Source organism: Ruegeria sp. AN11 (assembly GCF_056536005.1).
This window is the reverse complement of sequence record NZ_JBQFJD010000001.1, coordinates 659,612-679,758: the sequence shown is the minus strand read 5'-3', so window position 1 is coordinate 679,758 and position 20,147 is coordinate 659,612. Positions and strand designations below refer to the sequence as shown.

General features: G+C 58.4%; 16 protein-coding genes. 11 read left to right on the top strand and 5 right to left on the bottom strand.

What is annotated here, in order from left to right; translation table 11 throughout:
* The first annotated feature begins 15 nt into the window (after positions 1-15).
* Together ACR3EQ_RS03320 and ACR3EQ_RS03315 are read left to right on the top strand one after the other, a co-directional pair.
* Positions 16-1,161 carry an HlyD family secretion protein gene (locus ACR3EQ_RS03320; RefSeq protein ID WP_480489707.1) on the top strand — a complete coding sequence of 382 codons (1,146 nt, stop codon included), beginning with the start codon at positions 16-18 and terminating at the stop codon, positions 1,159-1,161.
* A gap of 11 nt (positions 1,162-1,172) precedes the next feature.
* On the top strand, positions 1,173-2,735 hold the full coding sequence (locus ACR3EQ_RS03315; protein ID WP_480489706.1) for an efflux transporter outer membrane subunit: 1,563 nt from the start codon (positions 1,173-1,175) through the stop codon (positions 2,733-2,735).
* 3 nt (positions 2,736-2,738) lie between these two features.
* On the opposite strand, the gene mprF is transcribed toward ACR3EQ_RS03315, so the two are convergent.
* Positions 2,739-5,348: a bifunctional lysylphosphatidylglycerol flippase/synthetase MprF gene (gene mprF / locus ACR3EQ_RS03310; RefSeq protein ID WP_480489705.1), complete on the bottom strand. Its 2,610-nt coding sequence runs from the start codon at positions 5,346-5,348 to the stop codon at positions 2,739-2,741.
* Positions 5,349-5,481: 133 nt separating this feature from the next.
* The gene (locus ACR3EQ_RS03305; RefSeq protein WP_170616238.1) at positions 5,482-5,910 is read right to left on the bottom strand and encodes an Lrp/AsnC family transcriptional regulator; all 429 of its coding nucleotides are present in this window, start codon (positions 5,908-5,910) and stop codon (positions 5,482-5,484) included.
* A gap of 86 nt (positions 5,911-5,996) precedes the next feature.
* On the opposite strand from ACR3EQ_RS03305, the gene rocF reads away from it, so the two are divergent.
* From rocF to ACR3EQ_RS03290, 3 genes are read left to right on the top strand one after another with little or no spacing between them, the layout of a single operon-like run.
* Positions 5,997-6,917, top strand: coding sequence for an arginase (rocF, locus tag ACR3EQ_RS03300; protein WP_170616235.1), 921 nt, complete (start codon positions 5,997-5,999; stop codon positions 6,915-6,917).
* Positions 6,917-7,837 (top strand): citrulline utilization hydrolase CtlX, encoded by a 921-nt coding sequence (gene ctlX / locus ACR3EQ_RS03295; RefSeq protein WP_170616232.1) that lies wholly within the window; start codon positions 6,917-6,919, stop codon positions 7,835-7,837. The genes rocF and ctlX overlap by 1 nt, the downstream gene beginning before the upstream one ends.
* 6 nt (positions 7,838-7,843) lie before the next feature.
* Positions 7,844-8,890, top strand: a complete 1,047-nt coding sequence (locus ACR3EQ_RS03290; RefSeq protein ID WP_170616383.1) for an ornithine cyclodeaminase — start codon at positions 7,844-7,846, stop codon at positions 8,888-8,890.
* A 254-nt stretch (positions 8,891-9,144) separates the two neighbouring features.
* On the opposite strand, the gene ACR3EQ_RS03285 is transcribed toward ACR3EQ_RS03290, so the two are convergent.
* The 3 genes from ACR3EQ_RS03285 to ACR3EQ_RS03275 are packed head-to-tail and all read right to left on the bottom strand — an operon-like array spanning position 9,145 to position 12,257.
* The gene (locus tag ACR3EQ_RS03285; protein ID WP_170616230.1) at positions 9,145-10,548 is read right to left on the bottom strand and encodes a TRAP transporter large permease; all 1,404 of its coding nucleotides are present in this window, start codon (positions 10,546-10,548) and stop codon (positions 9,145-9,147) included.
* Positions 10,549-10,551: 3 nt separating this feature from the next.
* A complete protein-coding gene (locus ACR3EQ_RS03280) occupies positions 10,552-11,181 on the bottom strand; it encodes a TRAP transporter small permease (protein WP_170616227.1) in 630 nt (209 codons plus the stop codon).
* A 59-nt stretch (positions 11,182-11,240) separates the two neighbouring features.
* Positions 11,241-12,257: a C4-dicarboxylate TRAP transporter substrate-binding protein gene (locus tag ACR3EQ_RS03275; protein WP_170616225.1), complete on the bottom strand. Its 1,017-nt coding sequence runs from the start codon at positions 12,255-12,257 to the stop codon at positions 11,241-11,243.
* Between the two features lie 427 nt (positions 12,258-12,684).
* Between ACR3EQ_RS03275 and acs the strand changes: the two genes are divergently transcribed.
* From acs to ACR3EQ_RS03245, 6 genes are all read left to right on the top strand, one after another.
* On the top strand, positions 12,685-14,649 hold the full coding sequence (gene acs, locus ACR3EQ_RS03270; protein ID WP_170616223.1) for an acetate--CoA ligase: 1,965 nt from the start codon (positions 12,685-12,687) through the stop codon (positions 14,647-14,649).
* A 7-nt stretch (positions 14,650-14,656) separates the two neighbouring features.
* Positions 14,657-15,340, top strand: coding sequence for an adenylate kinase (locus ACR3EQ_RS03265; protein WP_170616221.1), 684 nt, complete (start codon positions 14,657-14,659; stop codon positions 15,338-15,340).
* A gap of 186 nt (positions 15,341-15,526) precedes the next feature.
* Positions 15,527-15,811 (top strand): DUF4212 domain-containing protein, encoded by a 285-nt coding sequence (locus ACR3EQ_RS03260; protein ID WP_170348424.1) that lies wholly within the window; start codon positions 15,527-15,529, stop codon positions 15,809-15,811.
* Positions 15,812-15,816: 5 nt separating this feature from the next.
* Positions 15,817-17,601 (top strand): sodium:solute symporter family protein, encoded by a 1,785-nt coding sequence (locus ACR3EQ_RS03255; RefSeq protein ID WP_170616216.1) that lies wholly within the window; start codon positions 15,817-15,819, stop codon positions 17,599-17,601.
* A 108-nt stretch (positions 17,602-17,709) separates the two neighbouring features.
* Positions 17,710-19,533: a DUF294 nucleotidyltransferase-like domain-containing protein gene (locus ACR3EQ_RS03250; RefSeq protein ID WP_480489704.1), complete on the top strand. Its 1,824-nt coding sequence runs from the start codon at positions 17,710-17,712 to the stop codon at positions 19,531-19,533.
* A gap of 93 nt (positions 19,534-19,626) precedes the next feature.
* Positions 19,627-20,145: a hypothetical protein gene (locus tag ACR3EQ_RS03245; protein ID WP_170616212.1), complete on the top strand. Its 519-nt coding sequence runs from the start codon at positions 19,627-19,629 to the stop codon at positions 20,143-20,145.
* Positions 20,146-20,147: the final 2 nt, after the last annotated feature.

Here is a 20,147-nt window from a genome sequence, read left to right as displayed (position 1 = left end):
AGGAAGTCAAAACACATGTTCGTCGCCCTTGGCATCACGCTGTTTTACATCATTTTCGTCTGGTTCATTTTCTTCAAGGCGCAATGGCTGAAATTCAATATCGTCTGGGGCGTCGTCTCGTTCTGGGTTGGCGCCCATTTGCTGCTGATCTTTCTGGTCGCCTTGCGGTTTTTTCAGCCATTCTCGATCGACAGTCATGTTGTCAGGTCAACTATCCAGATCGTTCCCCGTTTGACGCAACCAACGGTGTTGACCGAGGTTCTGGTTGAACCCAACACCGAGATCAAAAAGGGCGACCCGCTTTATCGTTTTGACGATACGGTGTTCTCGCTTGCGGTGGACAACGCGACAGCCCAGCTTGTTGCCGCTGAACAAAATGCGAAAATTCTTGAACAGGATGTCATAGCCGCGTCCGAGGCAATTGAGCGTGCAAATGCGCAATTGGCCTACGCGAAGACGCAACAGGCCCGATACGAGAATCTTGTTCCTGCGGGCGGCGCCCGTCAGGATGAGCTTGACCGATGGAACGAGCAGGTCACTGAGGATCAGGCACAGGTGCACGAAGCCGAAGCCAATCTTGAAAAAGCAAAACTTGCGCAAGCTTCGCAGATCGATGGCGTTAATACCGGTATCCTGCAGGCCCAGTCGCAGTTGGACGAAGCAAAGTACTTCCTTGATAACACGACGATCTACGCGCCCGAAGACGGCATGATCGTTTCTCAGCAGGCCCGGCCCGGCCTGGTTGTCGGGGATATCCGCCTGGGCGCCATCGCCAGTTTTGTAACCAAGGACAATCCCTATGTCCTGGCCACCTACCGTCAGCAGAACCTGAAATTCGTCGAACCCGGTCAGCCGGTTGAGGTGGCGCTGGACCTGTATCCCGGCGAAATCCTGACCGGCAAGGTCGAGGAGATCTGGTGGGCCACCCGGCAAGGTCAATACCTGCCTTCAGGCCGCCTGCCGGGCTTTGAACTGCCCAAATTGCCCGGACGGATCGCCGTACAGATTTCGGTCGATATCCCTGAGGGGCACACCTTCCCTGCGGGCGGTCACGCGGCAGTGGCGATTTATACCGGTCAGGGCAAGAGCTTCGAGTTTCTCAGGCGCATCAACATCCGCCTTTATTCCTTCGCCAACTTCATCCGACCGCTGGATATTTGAGGACGCGCATCATGATACGGGCCAGAACCTTCCGCAGATTGATGGGCAGCGCGCTTTGTGTCGTGACCTTTGCAGCCTGCACTCCGGTTGGCCCGGACTTTGTGCGCCCGAACTCTCCGGTCGTCAAACAATGGATCGAAGTGAACAATCCCAACACGGGGCAAAGCGGACTGACCTCGCGCAGCGCGCCCGTGGTAAAATGGTGGGAAACTTTCAACGACCCCACCCTGAACAGACTGATCGCCGAGGCCTACGCGCAAAACCTGACCTTGCAGGTGGCCGGGGCGCGTGTGCTGCAGGCGCGCGCGCAGTTGGGCATCGCGTTTGGTGAGCTTTATCCGCAATCGCAGGCAGTCGGTGCCTCGCTTGAAAGGCGGCAGATCAGCGACAACCTCAATCCAGTGTCCGATATCAACCGCATCATCCCGCTGGACACGGAGTTCTCGACTTCGCAGGTAGGGTTCGACGCGCAATGGGAACTGGATGTCTGGGGCGCGCAGCGGCGCGGCGTTCAGGCTGCACGGTCCAATCTGGCGTTGCAGGTCGCCAACTATGACGATGCCCTTGTGACGCTGACGGGTGATGTTGCCGCCCTTTACGTCAATATCCGCGCCCTGCAGGAATCCCTGGTCGTTGCACAGGAGAATATCCGACTTCAGCAGGAATCTGCGGATCTGACGCAGCTGCGGTTCAACAACGGCGTCACGACCGAGTTGGATGTGCAGGAATCCACCGCCTTGCTGAACAATACAAAAGCGCTGGTTCCTGAACTGCAAAGCGACTTGCAGCAAGCCAAGAATGCGTTGGCCGTCTTGCTGGGGCAACCGCCATCACGCTTGACCAGCCTGCTTGGAAATTCTGGCCGAATCCCCTCGGCAAGGTCCAATGTCGCGGTCGGTGTTCCTGCCGAATTGTTGCGCCGTCGCCCGGATGTGCGGGCCGCTGAACTGGCAGCGGCAACGCAATCCGCGCAGGTCGGGATTGCGATGGCCGACCTTTATCCGCAGTTCATCCTTTCGGGTTCAATCGGTCTGCAGGCATCGGGCGGACGCGACCTGTTCAACGCCAACAGCACCACCGGGCTGGCCAGCGCGGGTGTTGTCTGGAACGTACTCAACTATGGTCGGATCAAGAACAACGTGCGGGCGCAGGACGCCGCCTATCAGGCCCTGATCGCCAACTATCAGAACACGGTCCTGACTGCCTATTCCGAAGTTGAAAGCGCCATGGTCGCCTATGCGCAGGCCCGCAAGCAGGTCGAATTCTATCAGAACAGCGTTACGGCCTCGCGCCGGGCCGCCGAGATTGCAATCAGCCAATACCGTGATGGCATCGCCAGCTATTCGCGGATTTTAAACACGCAAACCGCCCTGTTGCGGTCGCAAGCCAACCTGATCAGCGCACGTCAACAAGTGTCCAGCAATCTAGTCGCCATTTACAAAGGTTTGGGCGGTGGATGGCAGATCCGGCAGAATCAGGAGTTCTTGCCCGGTACCGTTCTGGCCGAAATGGCATACCGCACCGACTGGGGTGATCTGCTGGAAAAGACCCCGACCGGTGTCAGCCTGAACTAGGTTCTATTTTGTCAGCCCCCGCAACCCGCCAGAGATCAGGATATTCACCTCGTAGAGGATGCGTGGCGCCGCCAGACCGCCGGGGCTTGCCAGATAGTTCGGGCTCCACTCGGGGTCGAATTTCTGTTTGAACGCGCGCAGGCCTTCGAAGTGATAGAACTGCTCGCCGTGTTCGTAAACAAACCCCCCGATCCGGTTCCAGAGCGAAGCCAGTTGCCGGTTCTCGATCCCTGAGAACGGCGCAGCCCCGAGCGAAAACCAGTGGAACCCCTGCTCGGACCCCCACACCATCATCTCGGCAAACAGCGCATCCATGACAAAACTGGCGCTGTCAGGCTCGTAACGCATCAGGTCCAACGACAGTTCAGACTTGTTCCCGCCCTGAAACAGATTGGCGAAGGCCACGATCCTGCCCGTCTCGACATTGCGCAAAACGGCGTGATCGAAATACGAAAGGTAATCGTCGTCGAAACCTCCCAAGGCAAAGCCCTTCTCTTCGCCTGCCTTACCGGCCAGCCAGTGATCCGAGATTTCACGCAATTCCGGCAAGACCGGTTTCAGGTCTTCCTTCGGAATGATCTCGAACACATAGCCATCACGTATGGCCCTGTTCTTGGCCTGCCGAAACCGTTTGCGTGACTTGCCGTCCAGCGAAAACCCTTGCAGCGGAACCCGCGCGACTTCGCCGATTTTCAGGATCGAAAGGCCCAGATCCAGAAAGGTTGGCAGGTATTTGGTCGAAACACTGTAGAAAGCACACAGCTTGCCCTCGCGGTCCGCCCGTTCGCGCAGTTGCCAGATCAGCTGCTGACCCGCGGTCTCATCGCCCACAGGCTCTCCCTTGGTGATCAGCGCGTTTCCGGTGTCGGCATAGGCAAGAAACGCGGTTTCATCCGGCGAAATCAGGAACTGCTTGTCGCCAGTCAATGAAATCTGGGCTTCGGTGTCTTCGCTTTGCAACGCAAGCCGTTCCACCGCCTCCGGTATTTCGGTTCGCACAGGAACCGGGATTTCGCGCCCGAACAGGGAATTTACAGCCACCACCCCAAGGATAACCGCAACCACCAGACTGGACCTGAGAAAACGCGAGGCATCGCCGTTCCAGGCGAACTCCCACCACAGGGCGTTTTGATACTCAACGTGCGAATACGCGAACAAACCGATCCAAAAAATCACCGCCATCAGTGCCAGCACACTGACCAGCCATGGAATATTCAGACGGAAGACCGACGCGCCGCTGACCCGATAAAACGCGCCGCGAAACACGGCAAGAACGGCAATGGTCACCACCATACTCAGCGCTTCATGGATATCCAGGCCGCGGGTGAGCGAAGCGATGAACCCGGCCACCATAAGAACCATCGCGACGACCCAGGCGCGATAGAGCTTACGGAACAAGCCGCGTGATACGAGGATCAGCAGAACCCCAACCACACTGCCCGCCAGATGCGAGGCTTCGACGAACGAAAGCGGCAATACCTCGCGTAACGCGCCAAGGCTTTGGGAATTGGACGGCAGCGCGCCGGACACCAGCAATACAACGCCCGCCACTGCAGAAACGCCAGCTGCAACCATTGGAACAATCGGGCGAAAAGCGCGATAGACCCAGCTGGCTGCTCCGCCAATCCTGTCGCGCTGTGTCAGCGCATAGGCCACTGCAATGGACAGGCTGGCGATGACGAAGGGCAGAAACGTGTAAACCACGCGATACAGCAACAAGGCTGCGATCACATCCGATCGGCCAGAGGCGCCGAGACCCGCGATCAGTGTAGCCTCGAACACACCGATCCCGCCGGGTGCGTGGCTGAGGATACCGACGGCAATTGCCGCCACGTAGATGGCAAAGAAATAGGGAAACCCGACGCCCAGATCGTTCGGCATCAAAACATACAGTGTCATTGATGCGCCAAAAAGATCCCCTACTGCCGCCAGCGTCAAAAGGCTGGCCAGCTTTCCTCCGGGCAGGTTGAATCCAAACCCACCATACGCCAGACGGCGCCCGCCGCTGGCAAGCCAGACAAACAGAGCCGCCAACCCGGCCAGCAGGCACAGGCCGATTACGGTTTCGGTCGTTTCACTGATCGGAAGAACCTGAGATATCCCGTCCGGATGCAACGTCAGCAAGATGCCAAGGATCAGGACCATACCCATCCAGAAGGCCACCCACGAGGTCGCGATAACCCCGGCCACACGGGCCAGATCCAGCCCAAGCGACGCATAGATCCGATACCGGATCGCGGTTCCCGTGATGTAGGAAAACCCCAGACAGTTTGACACAGCATAGCCACTGGCCCCGGCCATTCCGGCGACCGGCAGCGGAACCTTGTCTTCCGCCAAGCTTTTAACCGCAAACACATCGTAAAAGGACAGCGACAGAAAACTGAATGCGGTCCAGCACAGCGCGAAAAACATGAGCTTCCAGGACGTACCCGCAATATCGGTCTGAACGTCGGACCATTTCACATGCGAAGACAACTCGTGCAGGACGGTCAACGCAATGAGCGTGATAAGGATCGGAACCGCGATACGAACCCAGGGTCTTTCCAGCATGGCCGCAGCCTTCTCGGCCATCCGCAAAACCCGGGAATCGTCACTTGTTTCCTGTACGGTCATCACGACATTCCCTGCTTCAAACCAATCGCGTATACGGAACTAAAGCCGCTAAAGCCTGCCCGACCGCCCAGGCGGAGTTTGGCACAATTTCCTTACCATTCAAAGCGCTACAGGCAGCAAGTCCTCCACCCTGTCAGACGCGCCCCTTCCGCGTTGAAAGCAGCAGGTTGGTTTCGGACCGCGTGATCCCTTCCATCCGCCGGATCTGAAACAGAACCTCGTCCAGTTCCGCCAGCGTTTCGGCCCCGATCTCGGCAATCAGGTCCCAGCTGCCATTGGTCGTATGAACCGCTCTAACCTGCCGCATGGCGGCGATCCTTGCCATGGTCCGCTCGGTTCCCCGGCCTTCGATTTCCAACATCATTAGTCCTCGAACCGGGCTTTGCGCAACATCGCGCCGCGTCAGAACGGTAAAGCCGACGATCTCTCCGGACTGTTTCAAACGATGCAGTCGACTGCGGACGGTTGTTCGCGTCACGCCCAGAATCTGCGCCAGCTCCGACAGCGAGGCGCGCGCATCCCGGTGCAATGCGTTCAGCAGCCTGCTATCCAAATCGTCCATCGTCGCTTACCAGTATGTTTATCCGGGTTTCTTTTTGAGCACTTTGCTATCTTCCGGGATGCCGTGTTGAAAGGTTAGACAAACACATGGCTAATGAAAACATAATACTTGTCGGCGCCCCAATGGACGCCGGAAAACGTCGGCAGGGATGCCGCATGGGTCCTGATGCCTATCGCGTCGCGGGTTTGCAGAAGGCCCTGATGGATCTGGGCCACAGCGTATCGGACCTCGGTGATGTCCGCCCTGACGACGTCCAATCCGCCGAGCATCCTCACCTGTTCGCCTTGCCCGAATGTGTCGGTTGGACCCAGGCGCTGAGCCGTGCGGCGCAAGAAAGCGCCCGCCAAGGCTTGCCCATCTTCATGGGGGGTGATCACGCGCTGTCGATGGGTACGGTCGCAGGAATGGCAACCCACGCTCACAGCATCGGACGGCCCCTCTTTGTTCTGTGGCTGGATGCGCATAGCGACTTTCACACGCCCGACAGCACCGGCAGCGGCAATTTGCACGGCACCCCGGTCGCCTATTTCACCGGTCGCCACGGGTTTGACGCTTTTCCGCCGCTCACGGCACCTGTGCCCACCAACCGCGTCGGCATGATCGGCCTGCGCTCGGTCGATCCCGCGGAACGGGCCGCGCTGGAACAGGACCGCGCCATGCTGGCCGATATGCGCAGCATTGACGAAAATGGCATCAAAGCACCGCTGATGGCCTTTCTGGACCGCGTCCGCGCAGAAAACGGTATCCTGCACGTCTCGCTGGACGTCGACTTTCTTGACCCCGCCATCGCACCTGCCGTGGGCACCACCGTTCCCGGCGGCGCGACCGAACGGGAAGCGCATCTGGTGATGGAACTACTGCATGAAAGCGGCCTCGTACGCTCGCTGGATCTGGTAGAGTTGAACCCGTTTCTGGATGAACGCGGCCGAACCGCAAAACTGATGGTCGATCTGGCCGCCTCGTTACTCGGTCGCCGCATATTCGACCGCCCCACCCGGAGTTTCTGATGCAGTCGCTGCAAGCCCCTTCGGCCGTCGTGATGATCCGGCCGCATGCATTTGCCTCGAACCCGGAAACGCACGGGGACAATGCGTTCCAGACACTTGCCAGCCGTTCGGCGACCGCAACCTCATCTACGGCGCGCGATGAACATGATCAGGCAGTCGCGCAACTGCGGGCCGCAGGTGTCAGGGTTCACGTCTTTGACGATCACGGAGAACTGGACACACCCGACAGTGTGTTCCCGAACAACTGGTTTTCGACCCATCCCGGTGGGCATGTCGCGATCTATCCGATGTACGTTCCTTCCAGGCGGCGCGAACGTCGTTCCGACGTCATCGAGATGCTGAAACAGGAATACCGGGTTCAGGACGTGATCGACTATTCCGGACTGGAACAGGACAAGCTGGCGCTGGAAGGCACCGGCGCGATGGTCCTGGATCACATTGGTCGGGTGGCTTACACGGTAAAATCAAACCGCGCCGACCCCGTTCTGCTGGAACGGTTCTGTACTCACTTCAACTATGAGCCTATTGTTTTCGAAGCGAAAGATGCCCTGGGGCGCGATGTCTATCACACCAACGTTCTGATGGGTATCGGCACCGAATACGCACTGATCTGCCTGGACATGATCACCGACCCCGAGCGACGCGCGACAGTCAAAGCCAGGCTGGAGGAAACCGGTCGTGCAGTCATCGACCTGACCCACGATCAGATCGCGGAATTCGCGGGCAACGCCATTGAGCTGGCTGGCCAAGACGGTCTGGTCCTGGCTTTGTCCAGCCGGGCGCTGGAAGCGCTGACGCCCGAACAGATTTCCATAATCGAAGCCAGTGCAAAACCACTGCCGCTTTCGGTTCCCACAATTGAAACAGCGGGTGGATCCGTGCGCTGCATGATCGCAGGCATTCACCTGTCCCGCCGATAGGAGATCCTGATGCAACCTTCTGACAAGGCGCTTGTGCCCTTTGTTTCTGTCGACAACATGATGCGCCTCGTCCATCATGTCGGCCTTGAAAAGATGATCACGCAGATTGCCGCGCAGATCGAATCTGACTTCAAGCGATGGGAAAGCTTCGACAAAACGCCCCGAATCCCCGCCCATTCCCCCCATGGCGTGATTGAATTGATGCCAACTTCGGATGGTGAGGCATACGGTTTCAAGTATGTGAACGGGCATCCAAAAAACACGTCCGAGGGTCTGCAGACCGTGACCGCGTTCGGGTTGCTGGCGGATGTTTACACGGGCTATCCCACCCTCTTGACTGAAATGACCATGCTGACGGCCCTGAGAACAGCAGCAACCTCTGCCTTGGTCGGCAGCTATCTGGCACCGAAATCCGCAACGACGATGGCCATGATCGGCAATGGCGCTCAATCCGAGTTCCAGTGCCTGGCGTTTAAGGCAATGTGCGGCATCGACACTGTACGGCTGTATGACACCGACACGAATGCAACGGCCAAATGCGCGGCAAACCTGCAAGGCAAGGGTCTGACTGTTGTTTCCTGCAAAACGGCAGAAGACGCCATCGAAGGCGCCCAGATCATCACCACTTGTACAGCTGACAAGAAATACGCCACCATTCTGACGGACAACATGGTCGGTCCCGGCGTTCACATAAACGCAATCGGCGGTGATTGCCCGGGCAAGACCGAGTTGCACAAGGATATCCTGCTGCGTTCGGAAATATTTGTTGAATACCCCGAGCAAACGCGGATCGAAGGCGAAATTCAGGCCCTGGACTCAGACCACCCCGTGACTGAAATCTGGCAGGTGATGACAGGCCAGGCCAAGGGGCGCACGGATGAACGGGCGATTACACTATTCGACAGTGTCGGTTTTGCGATCGAGGATTTTTCTGCCCTTCGTTACATCAAACGCGCCATCGAAGAGACAGACTTCTTCGAGCCGTTGGACATGCTGGCGGACCCCGACGATCCACGTGACCTCTATGGCATGTTGATGCGCGCCGAAACCTGAAACCAGCTGGGGGTTTCAATGGTCAAGGGGGCGCTGCCCCCGCCGCCCTTCGAGCGACTCCCCCGGGATATTGTTGGCCAGATGAACAAGGGATCCGCTCTCCGACCATTGGTCCGGAGAGCTTCACCTGGCGCGGTCATCGGCATCCCTGCCTGTACCGCCAATCCCGTATCCGACAATTTGATTAAAGATCCGTTACTTCATCTGGCCAAAAATATCCCGGAGCGCGAGGCAGAGCCTCGCAAAAACCCAGGTCAACCAGCCAGGGACGGCAGATAGAGTACGATACCCGGAAAGGCCACGAGCAGGGCGATGGTAACGGCGTCGGCCACAAAGAACGGTGTCACGCCTTTGAAGACATCCTGAACACTAAGATCCGGACGCACTCCAGCCACAACAAAGCAATTCAGCCCGATTGGCGGCGTGATCAGGCAAAATTCGGCCATTTTGACCACCAGAATTCCAAACCAGATCGCACACATCGGGCCGGACATTCCAAAAGCACTCTCGGCAGCGCTGACAGCTTCGCCGCCGTTCAGTGCCATTACCGCAGGGTATACAACAGGCAATGTCAACAACAGCATGCCGATCGCGTCCATGAACATGCCAAGCACGGCATAGGCCAACAGGATGCAGATCAGGATCAGCATGGGCGACATTTCAAGCGACGTGATCCAGTCGGAGAACGCTCCGGGTAGATCGGCGAAACCCAGAAAACGGACGTAGATCAGAACGCCCCAGATGATCGAAAAAATCATCGCCGTCAGCTTGGCGGTTTCCAGCAGCGCCGACTTCAATTCACCCCAGCGCATGCCGTGATAAAGGGCAAAGCAGAACACGATAAAGGCTCCGATTGCCCCACCCTCGGTCGGCGTGCCCCAGGCTTTTTCGCCAAATGGGTTGTAGACAAAACAGATAATGATCAGGATCACCGCGACGATTGGCATTGCCCCGGGCAGCGATGCGAAACGCTGCTTCCAGGTAAAGCCTGTTACCGGCGGGCCGACTGATTTGAACACAACGGCGATACCGACAATCAGGCCCCCATAAATGACCGCCGAGAACGCGCCGGGAATAAACCCGGCCAGCAAAAGCTTGCCAACATCCTGCTCGACGATGATCGCATAGATCACAAGGATGGCGGACGGTGGGATCAAGGAAGCCAATGTCCCGCCGGCGGCGACAACGCCTGCTGCAAATCGCTTGTTGTACCCGACCTCCAGCATCTCGGGGATTGCAACACGGGCGAAAACGGCAGACGTGGCGACGGACGCGCCCGAAACGGCGGCAAAGCCTGCGGTGGCGAATACGGTCGACACCGCCAAACCACCCGGAACCCAGGCAATCCAGCGTTTTGCCGCCTCGAACAAGGCGCGGGTCAGCCCGGCATAGTAGGCCAGATAGCCGATGAGTATGAATGTCGGGATCAGGCTGAGCGTGTGCGAGGCCACCTTGGAATGCGGCACCTGTCCGGCCGTTTTCACTGCCACCGTCAGCGCCTTGCCAAAGCGATCGGGGTCATATCCGAACTTGGCCCAGAAAATCCATACCAGCCCAACAAGACCTGCCAGCCCCGCCGCAAAGGCGACGCGCATTCCTGTGACCACCAAAAACAACAGGCCGCCTGTGACCCACAATCCGATATCAATCGTGTCCATGAGTCAGCCTTGTCCTTCGAACTGATCGGCCTCGGCGGCGGCCTGCGCGGCCGCGTCCTGGATAAGAGGCACAGCGACCGGGTGATCCAGCCCCAGAACAAACGCGCGCCCATAGCCCCAGATCTGCAGAACAAGACGCAGGCACAGAACGGAGAACGCCACCGGAGCCAACAGTTTGGCCGGCCACAGAGGGATACCAATGTCGATGGAACTGTCCCTGCTCCACATCGGCGCGGCAAAATCAAACGACCGCTCGAAATGGGACCAGCTGCCCCAGACAAGGGCCATCATCAAGACAAGGATCAAGACGACGGAAATCGTCTCGAAGAACCAAAGCGCCCGGCCGCGAAGACGCGCGATGACGATGTCCATGCGAATATGCCCGCCATCTCGCTGCACGTAGGAAACGCCCAGGAATGCGATCAGCGGCATCGCCTGTTCAATCCAGTCGACATAGCCCGGCAATGGTGCGTTAAGCGCATTCCGGCCGCTCACCGATACAACGGCAAGAACCATCAGTGAGAAAACCGCCAGACCGCTGATCAGGGCCAGCAGTCTTTCTGCCCGAAGAAGATGCTGGTCCAGACGGCTGAGACGACTGCCATCCTCCAGCACGGTGGCCTGTCCCGCCATCCTGCTTTTTCCTTGTCGTTGAAGAGAACCGGACGCCCGATGGCATCCGGTTCATAACATCAGTTTCCGCCGCGTTGCTGCTGCAGTGTCGACTGAACAAGATCGTACAGGTCCTGCGCAGGCAGACCCTGATCGGTCATGTCGGCAATCCACTGTTCGCGGATCGGATCGGCCGCCTTGGCGCGGAACTCCTGAAGGACGGCGTCGTCAATCATGACTTTCTGAACGCCTTTTTCCTCAAGAACACCGTCCCACTTTTCAAGCAGGGCCCCGTAATTGGCCAGATAATGATCGATCGCCTCGTCAATCGAACTGTCCAGTGCCTCGCGATGCTCTGCCGGAAGCGCCTCATAGGCGTCGATGTTCACCACGACCGGGCAGTTTACGGTGCCAGGGTTCAGGTTGGCCGTCCACCAGTCGGCTTCGTTGATGGTGCCGAAGGACAGGTGTGCGTGCTGGGCAAATGCCACAGTATCGACAACGCCGGATTCCATCGCGTTGAACGCTTCGGTGGCGGGCACTGATGTTGGCACGCCCCCTACGGCTTCAAACGCTTTGCCCAACCCACCGGTCGCGCGCACGCGCATTCCATCAAAAGCGGCAAGGGTGTCGCGCGGCTCGCCCGTGCCGACAAGGTTATACTGCGGCATGGGCGACGTCATGATGATCCGGGCGTTCCACTGCGCCATTTCTTCTTTGACGGCCGGGTGGTCATAAACCGCGTGGCTGACCGCCACTTCCTCGTCCAGATTGTTCACGCCCAGAAACGGAAGTTCGAGAACGGTGATCGCCCGGTTCTTGTCCCGATGATAGCCCGCACAGAACTGCGCCATTTCAAATGCGCCGATCTCGATCCCGTCCAGGTTTTCCCTGGGTTTTGACAAACCGCCATAGCTGACGTTGATCGTGAACTCGCCGCCGGTCTTTTCGGCAACCAGTTCGGACAGCTTTTCAACATGCTCTGTAAATGCGCGGCGCTTGCCCCAGACCGAGGCGTTCCATTCGGTCGCAACGGCTTCGCCTGCAAAGGCCACGCCAATGGCCGCGACGGCGGCGGCGCTTAACATCCTGTTCATAGTGATCTCTCCCTGTGATGCGCCCCTTGGTCAGAGCGCTTGGACATAAAGCTAGCGCCAACATCCGGATGTGCCAACCCCGCAGACGCTTATGAGTTGCCGCCTTCAGGGCGCGACCTGCCGGTACAATCGAAAGAAGAATTGGGAATCCAAAAGGCATCCGGGAAATTCCGGAAAACTGCAGTTCGAAAACAGTTACACGGTAGGCATTGTTATTTTTACATTTTTTTTATACTTTTCGTATTTCTTTACACTTTTTAACCAGATAACGAAATTTGTTTACAAACAAATCGTGGAACTACGGCAATTTATTTATTTGTTTTCAGAACCCCGTATATTCGCAATCGGGAGGAAACGGGTCGACATTGCCTGTTTGACGGGCAAGATCGGTTCATAAATATCCAGTCCTAGAGGGAGGAGCCTCAGTATGACAACCGCTGCCCAGGCAGATGCCAAAACATATCCGCCATCCGCAGAAATCGTGTCCCGTGCGCATATCGATGCTGACAAATACGCGGCAATGTATGCAGCCTCTGTCAGTGATCCTGATGTCTTCTGGGATGAACAGGGCAAGCGCGTCGACTGGATCAAGCCTTATACTCAGGTCAAGGATGTGGACTACAGCTTTGGCTCGGTGAAGATCAACTGGTATGCCGATGGCACGCTGAATGTTTCGGCAAACTGTCTGGACCGTCACCTGGCGACACGCGGCGATCAAACCGCGATCATTTGGGAGCCGGATGATCCAAACGACGCAGCGCAGCACATCACCTATGCCGAGTTGCACCGCCGCACCTGCCGGATGGCCAACATTCTGGAATCAATGGGCGTGCGCAAGGGCGACCGGGTCGTGATCTATCTGCCGATGATCCCCGAAGCCGCCTATGCCATGCTGGCCTGCGCCCGGATTGGGGCGATCCATTCGATTGTTTTCGCAGGTTTTTCCCCGGACGCCCTGGCAGCGCGGGTCAATGGCTGCGACGCCAAGGTCCTGATCACTGCCGACGAAGCCCCGCGCGGTGGCCGCAAGACGCCACTGAAATCGAATGCCGATGCGGCTTTGCTGCACTGCAAGGACACCGTGAAATGTCTGGTGGTCAAGCGGACCGGTGGCCAAACCACATGGGTGGATGGGCGTGACCACGACTACAACGAAATGGCGCTTGAGGCGGATGACTACTGCGCGCCCGCCGAGATGAGCGCGGAAGACCCGCTGTTCATCCTTTATACCTCTGGCTCAACCGGTCAGCCCAAAGGCGTGGTGCATACCACCGGCGGCTATCTGGTCTATGCAGCCATGACGCATGAGATCACTTTCGATTATCACGATGGTGACGTGTACTGGTGCACCGCAGATGTGGGTTGGGTCACGGGCCACAGCTATATCGTCTACGGCCCACTGGCCAACGGCGCGACCACGCTGATGTTCGAGGGTGTGCCGACATTTCCGGACGCCTCGCGGTTCTGGCAGGTCTGCGAAAAGCACAAGGTGAACCAGTTCTACACCGCGCCGACCGCAATCCGTGCCCTGATGGGACAAGGCAATGAATTCGTCGACAAATGCGACCTGAGCGACCTGCGCGTTCTGGGCACAGTGGGCGAGCCCATCAACCCCGAAGCCTGGAACTGGTACAACGAAGTTGTCGGCAAAGGGAAATGCCCCATCGTTGATACCTGGTGGCAAACCGAAACCGGCGGTCACTTGATGACCCCCCTGCCCGGCGCACACGCGATGAAACCCGGCTCGGCCATGAAACCGTTCTTCGGCATTGTGCCGGTGGTTCTGGACCCGCAATCCGGTGTTGAGATTGAGGGCAATGGGGTCGAAGGCGTTCTGTGCATCAAGGACAGCTGGCCGGGCCAGATGCGCACCGTCTGGGGCGATCACGAGCGGTTCGAAAAGACCTATTTCTCGGACTACAAGGGCTATTACTTCACTGGTGACGGCTGCCGCCGTGATGAAGATGGCGATTACTGGATCACTGGTCGCGTTGACGATGTGATCAACGTATCCGGGCACCGTATGGGCACGGCCGAGGTGGAAAGCGCACTGGTCGCGCATGCCGCCGTCGCCGAAGCCGCTGTCGTTGGCTACCCCCATGAAATCAAGGGGCAAGGCATCTATTGCTACGTCACCCTGATGAATGATCGTGAGCCCAGCGACGAACTGCTGAAAGAACTGCGCACCTGGGTGCGGACCGAAATCGGCCCGATCGCCAGCCCGGATGTGATCCAGTGGGCGCCTGGCCTGCCCAAGACACGCTCGGGCAAGATCATGCGCCGTATCCTGCGCAAGATTGCCGAAAACGACTTTGGCAGCTTGGGTGATACTTCGACACTGGCTGATCCGTCGGTCGTCGAAGACCTGATCGAAAACCGTGCGAACAAGTGAGGATGTGATGGACGCTGCCACGATCACCACACCCGCCGTTCTGATCCTTCTTGGCCCTCCGGGCGCCGGGAAGGGCACACAGGCCCGCATGCTTGAAGAAAAGTTCGGGCTGGTTCAACTGAGCACCGGCGATCTGCTTCGGGCCGCCGTTGCTGCCGGAACCGAAGCGGGCAAGGCCGCGAAGGCCGTGATGGAAGCCGGCGATCTTGTCAGTGACGAGATCGTCATAGCCATCCTGCGCGACCGGATGGCGGAACCGGATTGCGCCAAGGGTGTCATTCTGGACGGATTCCCGCGGACTACTGTTCAGGCCGAAGCGTTGGATGGACTGTTGGCCGAAAACGGTCAGAAGATCAGCGCCGCGATCAGCCTTGAGGTGGAGGATGCCGAGATGATCACCCGCATCTCGGGCCGCTATACCTGTGCTGGCTGCGGTGAGGGGTACCACGATCAGTTCAAGAAACCGGCGGTCGAAGGAAAATGTGACAAATGCGGTCACACGGAGTTCAAGCGCCGCGCAGATGATAATGCGGTAACCGTTGCGTCCCGGCTGGAAGCCTACCATGCGCAGACCGCTCCGCTGATCGACTACTACGACAGTCATGAGGTTTTGAAACGGACCAACGCTATGGGCCGGATCGAAGACATCGCCAGTGATCTGGAACAGATCGTCGGCGACGCGATGAGTTAAGGGGATAAGTTAAGCCCAATTTGGGGCTCTGATCCAACAAAAGAATACTTCAATGGACCCGCCTTGGCGGACCGGAGGAGTTTTGCCAAACGCCACCCGGCGTTCGGCGCATTCGAGAGGCGGCCCAACGCACTGGAGGAGTTGGGCAAGGGGCCGCTCAACGACGAAGCGAAGGAGGAACCCGCGATGGCGGATCAATCTACAAACTCCGCGCAGGCTGCCGAGGCCGATAAGGGCTATTGGCAGGCCAACCTGCGCCTCATCTACATCAGCCTCGTGATCTGGGCGCTGGTGTCTTTCGGATTCGGCATTCTGCTGCGTCCGCTGCTGTCGGGTATCGCTGTTGGCGGCACCGATTTGGGCTTTTGGTTCGCTCAGCAGGGATCAATTCTGGTCTTTCTGGTGCTGATCTTCAACTACGCCTGGCGCATGAACAAGCTGGACGCCGAATACGGCGTGGATGAGGAGTAACCCCCATGGACCAGTTTACCATCAACCTGCTGTTTGTCGGCGCGTCGTTCGCGCTGTACATCGGCATCGCGATCTGGGCCCGTGCGGGATCCACATCCGAATTCTACGCCGCCGGTCGCGGCGTTCACCCGGTCACCAACGGTATGGCGACAGCGGCAGACTGGATGTCCGCGGCCTCGTTCATCTCGATGGCGGGCCTGATTGCCTTTACCGGCTATGACAACTCGACCTTCCTGATGGGTTGGACCGGTGGCTACGTGCTGTTGGCACTGCTGCTTGCACCTTACCTGCGCAAGTTCGGCAAGTTCACCGTATCGGAATTCATCGGTGACCGCTTCTACAGCCAGACCGCCCGTATCGTTGCGGTGATCTGTCTGATCGTGGCTTCGGTGACCTATGTTATCGGCCAGATGACCGGCGTTGGCGTGGCCTTCGGCCGCTTCCTTGAAGTGTCGAACACATCCGGTCTGCTGATCGGTGCCTGTGTCGTGTTTGCCTACGCGGTTTTCGGTGGGATGAAAGGTGTGACCTACACTCAGGTCGCTCAGTACTGCGTGCTGATCACCGCCTACACGATCCCGGCGATCTTTATCTCGCTGCAGTTGACCGGCACTCCAATCCCGGCGCTGGGTCTGTTTGGCGACACCGCAGGCGGAGAGCCTCTGCTGAGCAAGCTGGACGCGATCGTGACCGAGTTGGGCTTCAACGAATATACCGCCCACCACTCGAACACGCTGAACATGGTACTGTTTACACTGTCGCTGATGATCGGCACCGCCGGTCTGCCGCACGTGATCATGCGCTTCTTCACCGTGCCGAAAGTGTCTGACGCCCGCTGGTCGGCTGGCTGGACGCTGGTCTTCATCGCTCTGCTGTACCTGACTGCCCCTGCGGTTGGCGCAATGGCGCGACTGAACATCACCGACATGATGTGGCCCAACGGTGGCATCGAAGGTGGCGCTGTTTCGGTTGAAGACATCGACACCGATCCACGTTACGACTGGATGCAGACATGGCAGAAAACCGGTCTGCTGGACTGGGAAGACAAGAACGGCGACGGCAAGATCCAGTACTACAATGACGCGAATGCCGACATGCAGGCCATTGCGGAAGAAAAAGGCTGGGTTGGTAACGAACTGACCAAGTTCAACCGCGACATCCTGGTTCTGGCCAACCCCGAAATCGCCAACCTGCCGGGTTGGGTGATCGGTCTGGTCGCGGCCGGTGGTCTTGCGGCTGCCCTGTCGACCGCTGCGGGTCTGTTGCTGGCGATCTCGTCGGCGGTGTCCCACGACCTTGTCAAAGGTGCGATCAACCCGCAGATCTCTGAAAAAGGAGAACTGTTGGCCGCGCGTATCGCCATGGCCGTGGCCATCGTCGTTGCAACCTATCTGGGTCTGAACCCGCCGGGCTTTGCGGCGCAAACCGTGGCACTTGCCTTCGGTCTGGCGGCGGCCTCGATCTTCCCGGCACTGATGATGGGGATCTTCTCGACCCGCATCAACAACACTGGCGCAGTTGCTGGTATGCTGGCAGGTCTGACCGTGACCTTGGTCTACATCTTCCTGCACAAGGGCTGGCTGTTCATTCCGGACACCAACTCGTTTACCGATGCTGACCCGCTTCTGGGTCCGATCAAGTCGACTTCGTTCGGTGCTATTGGTGCAATGATCAACTTCGGCGTTGCCTACGTCGTCGCCGGTATGACCAAAGAGACTCCGCCGGAGATCGTCGAATTGGTCGAAAGCGTGCGCATTCCCCGTGGTGCGGGCGCAGCTCAGAACAAATGAGCCTGATGTGGTCGGTACCCTCCATGGCTGACCACATCTTTCGATCCACTGTACCCGCCCGGCATCCCACCGGGCGGGGCTTTTCATTCAGAAGCCAAGGACGACCCTATGCCCCTGTCCCATGATGAGATCACCCGGTTTCTGAAATCCGTCCACCCCTATGACGCCCTGCCCTCGGATACGCTGAACGCCGTTGCCCGGCAGATTGAGGTTCACGAGGTCGAAGCGAATAGCCCGGTTTACGCGTTGGGCGCCCCCCTGCCTGGTGTTTTCGTGATCTACGAAGGACAGGTCGAAATCACGGATGAAAACGGAGCGGTCGTATCCCACCTTGGTCTACGCAACTCCTTTGGCGAGCGGGGGCTACTGAAAGACGGCAAGGCAGCAACGCATGCGCGCGCGGACACGCCGTCTGTTCTGATTCTGCTGCCGCCCGCTCTGGTGCGCCAACTGATCGACGATCATGATGTGGTCTCGAGATTCTTCAACCGAACCCGGGGCAACCGCTCCACTCCGCAAAGTCTGGCAACCACCGCTATTGACGTGTTGATGGCACGCGATCCTGCGACTTGCCCACCTTCCACCCCGGTTCAGAAGGCGGCGCAGTTGATGCGAGAAAGGCATATCTCGTCGCTTTGCGTAACCGAAGGCGGGACCCTTCTGGGCATTGCTACGCTGAGGGACATCGCAAGCAAGTTCGTGGCAGACGGAATGTCCGCAACAACGCCGGTATCGTCGATCATGACAGTAAATCCGGTCACACTTTCGCCCTCGGATATCGGCTCGGACGTTCTGCATGTGATGATGGAGCGCGGCATCGGCCACATTCCCATTTCTGAAGGCGGACGTCTTGTCGGCATCGTCACGCAAACGGACCTGACCCACTATCAGGCCGTCAATTCCGCCGAACTCGTGCGTCGGATCGCCCGCGCCCAATCCGCCGAGGAGATGGCGCTGGTGACAGCCGAAATCCCTCAGTTGCTGGTGCAGTTGGTGGCCGGAGGGAACCGGCACGAGATCGTGACCCGTCTGATCACCGACATTGCCGATACTGCCACCCGGCGCTTGCTGGTATTGGCCGAAGACAAATTTGGACCACCGCCAGTTCCCTATCTGTGGCTGGCGTGCGGTTCGCAAGGGCGGCAGGAACAGACAGGTGTTTCAGATCAGGACAACTGCCTGATGCTGGACGATAAGGTGACGGACGCCCAGATGCCCTATTTTGCTGATCTGGCCAAATTTGTTTCGGACGGGCTGGACACCTGCGGGTATTTCTATTGCCCCGGCGACATGATGGCCACCAACCCGCGCTGGTGTCAGCCGGTCCGCGTCTGGCGCGACTATTTCAAGGGCTGGATCGCCAAACCCAACCCCGAGGCACAGATGTTGGCCTCGGTTATGTTCGACCTGCGCCCCATCGGCGGCGCGTTCGAGCTGTTCTCGAATCTTCAGGCAGATACGCTCGGCGCGGCCAGCGCAAATTCAATCTTTGTCGCCCACATGATTTCCAACTCGCTCAAGCACACGCCGCCATTGGGCCTGCTCCGCGGCTTTGCGACGATCCGTTCGGGCGAGCATCGAAACACGCTGGATCTGAAACACAACGGAGTCGTGCCTGTGGTGGATCTGGCGCGGATTTACAGTCTGCAGGGGCAATTCACCGAAGCCAACACACGTGCACGCCTGAAAGCCGCCGAGGCCGGCGGCGTGCTGAGCCCCGCTGGCGCGCGGGATCTTCTGGACGCCTACGATCTGATTGCCGAAACCCGGCTTGAACATCAGGTTCGGCAGATCAAGGCTGCGAAAGAACCCGACAATTACCTGCCCCCGTCGGATTTGTCCGACTTTGAGCGAAGTCATCTGCGCGATGCCTTTGTCGTGGTAAAAACGATGCAGTCGGCGGTAGGCCACGGCAAGGGCATGTTGGGTTAAGTGTAGTTTGACGAACGCCATGGGATCGCTTTCGGCGACCGTATTTGGAACAAGAAGTAGAGGCGAGACGCGCCTGGGTCAGAAAGGTTAGCCATGTTTCTTGAATTGATCGGTACGGTTTTTGCAGGTTTTGCTTTTGCAGGCATCGCAATGCTGTTGAACAAGCTTTCCGGTGGCCGTCTGCCCCGCTGGACCGCGCCGGTTGCCGCCGGTGCCGGGATGATCGGAGTGACCATCGCCAGCGAATATTCGTGGTATGGGCGCCAGCTTGAAACCTTGCCTGAAGGAATGGAGATCGTGCAGGAGGTCGAAAGCCGCGCCTTCTATCGACCTTGGACCTATGCCGTGCCCTTCGTGGATCGTTTTGCCGCGATCGATACCGTATCGGTACGCACCAACGCGCAGGTTCCCGAGCAACGCCTGGTGGATTTATACTTCTTCGGTCGCTGGGCCCCGGTTTCGAAACTGCCCGTTGCAGTCAATTGCGCCGAAAACAGCCGCGCTAACCTGGCAGATGGTGCAGAATTCGCCGATGACGGACGGCTGCTGAATGCCACCTGGATCGCGGCGGGTTCCGGAGACCCGGTCATAGAAGCCACCTGCGAGGTCTGATC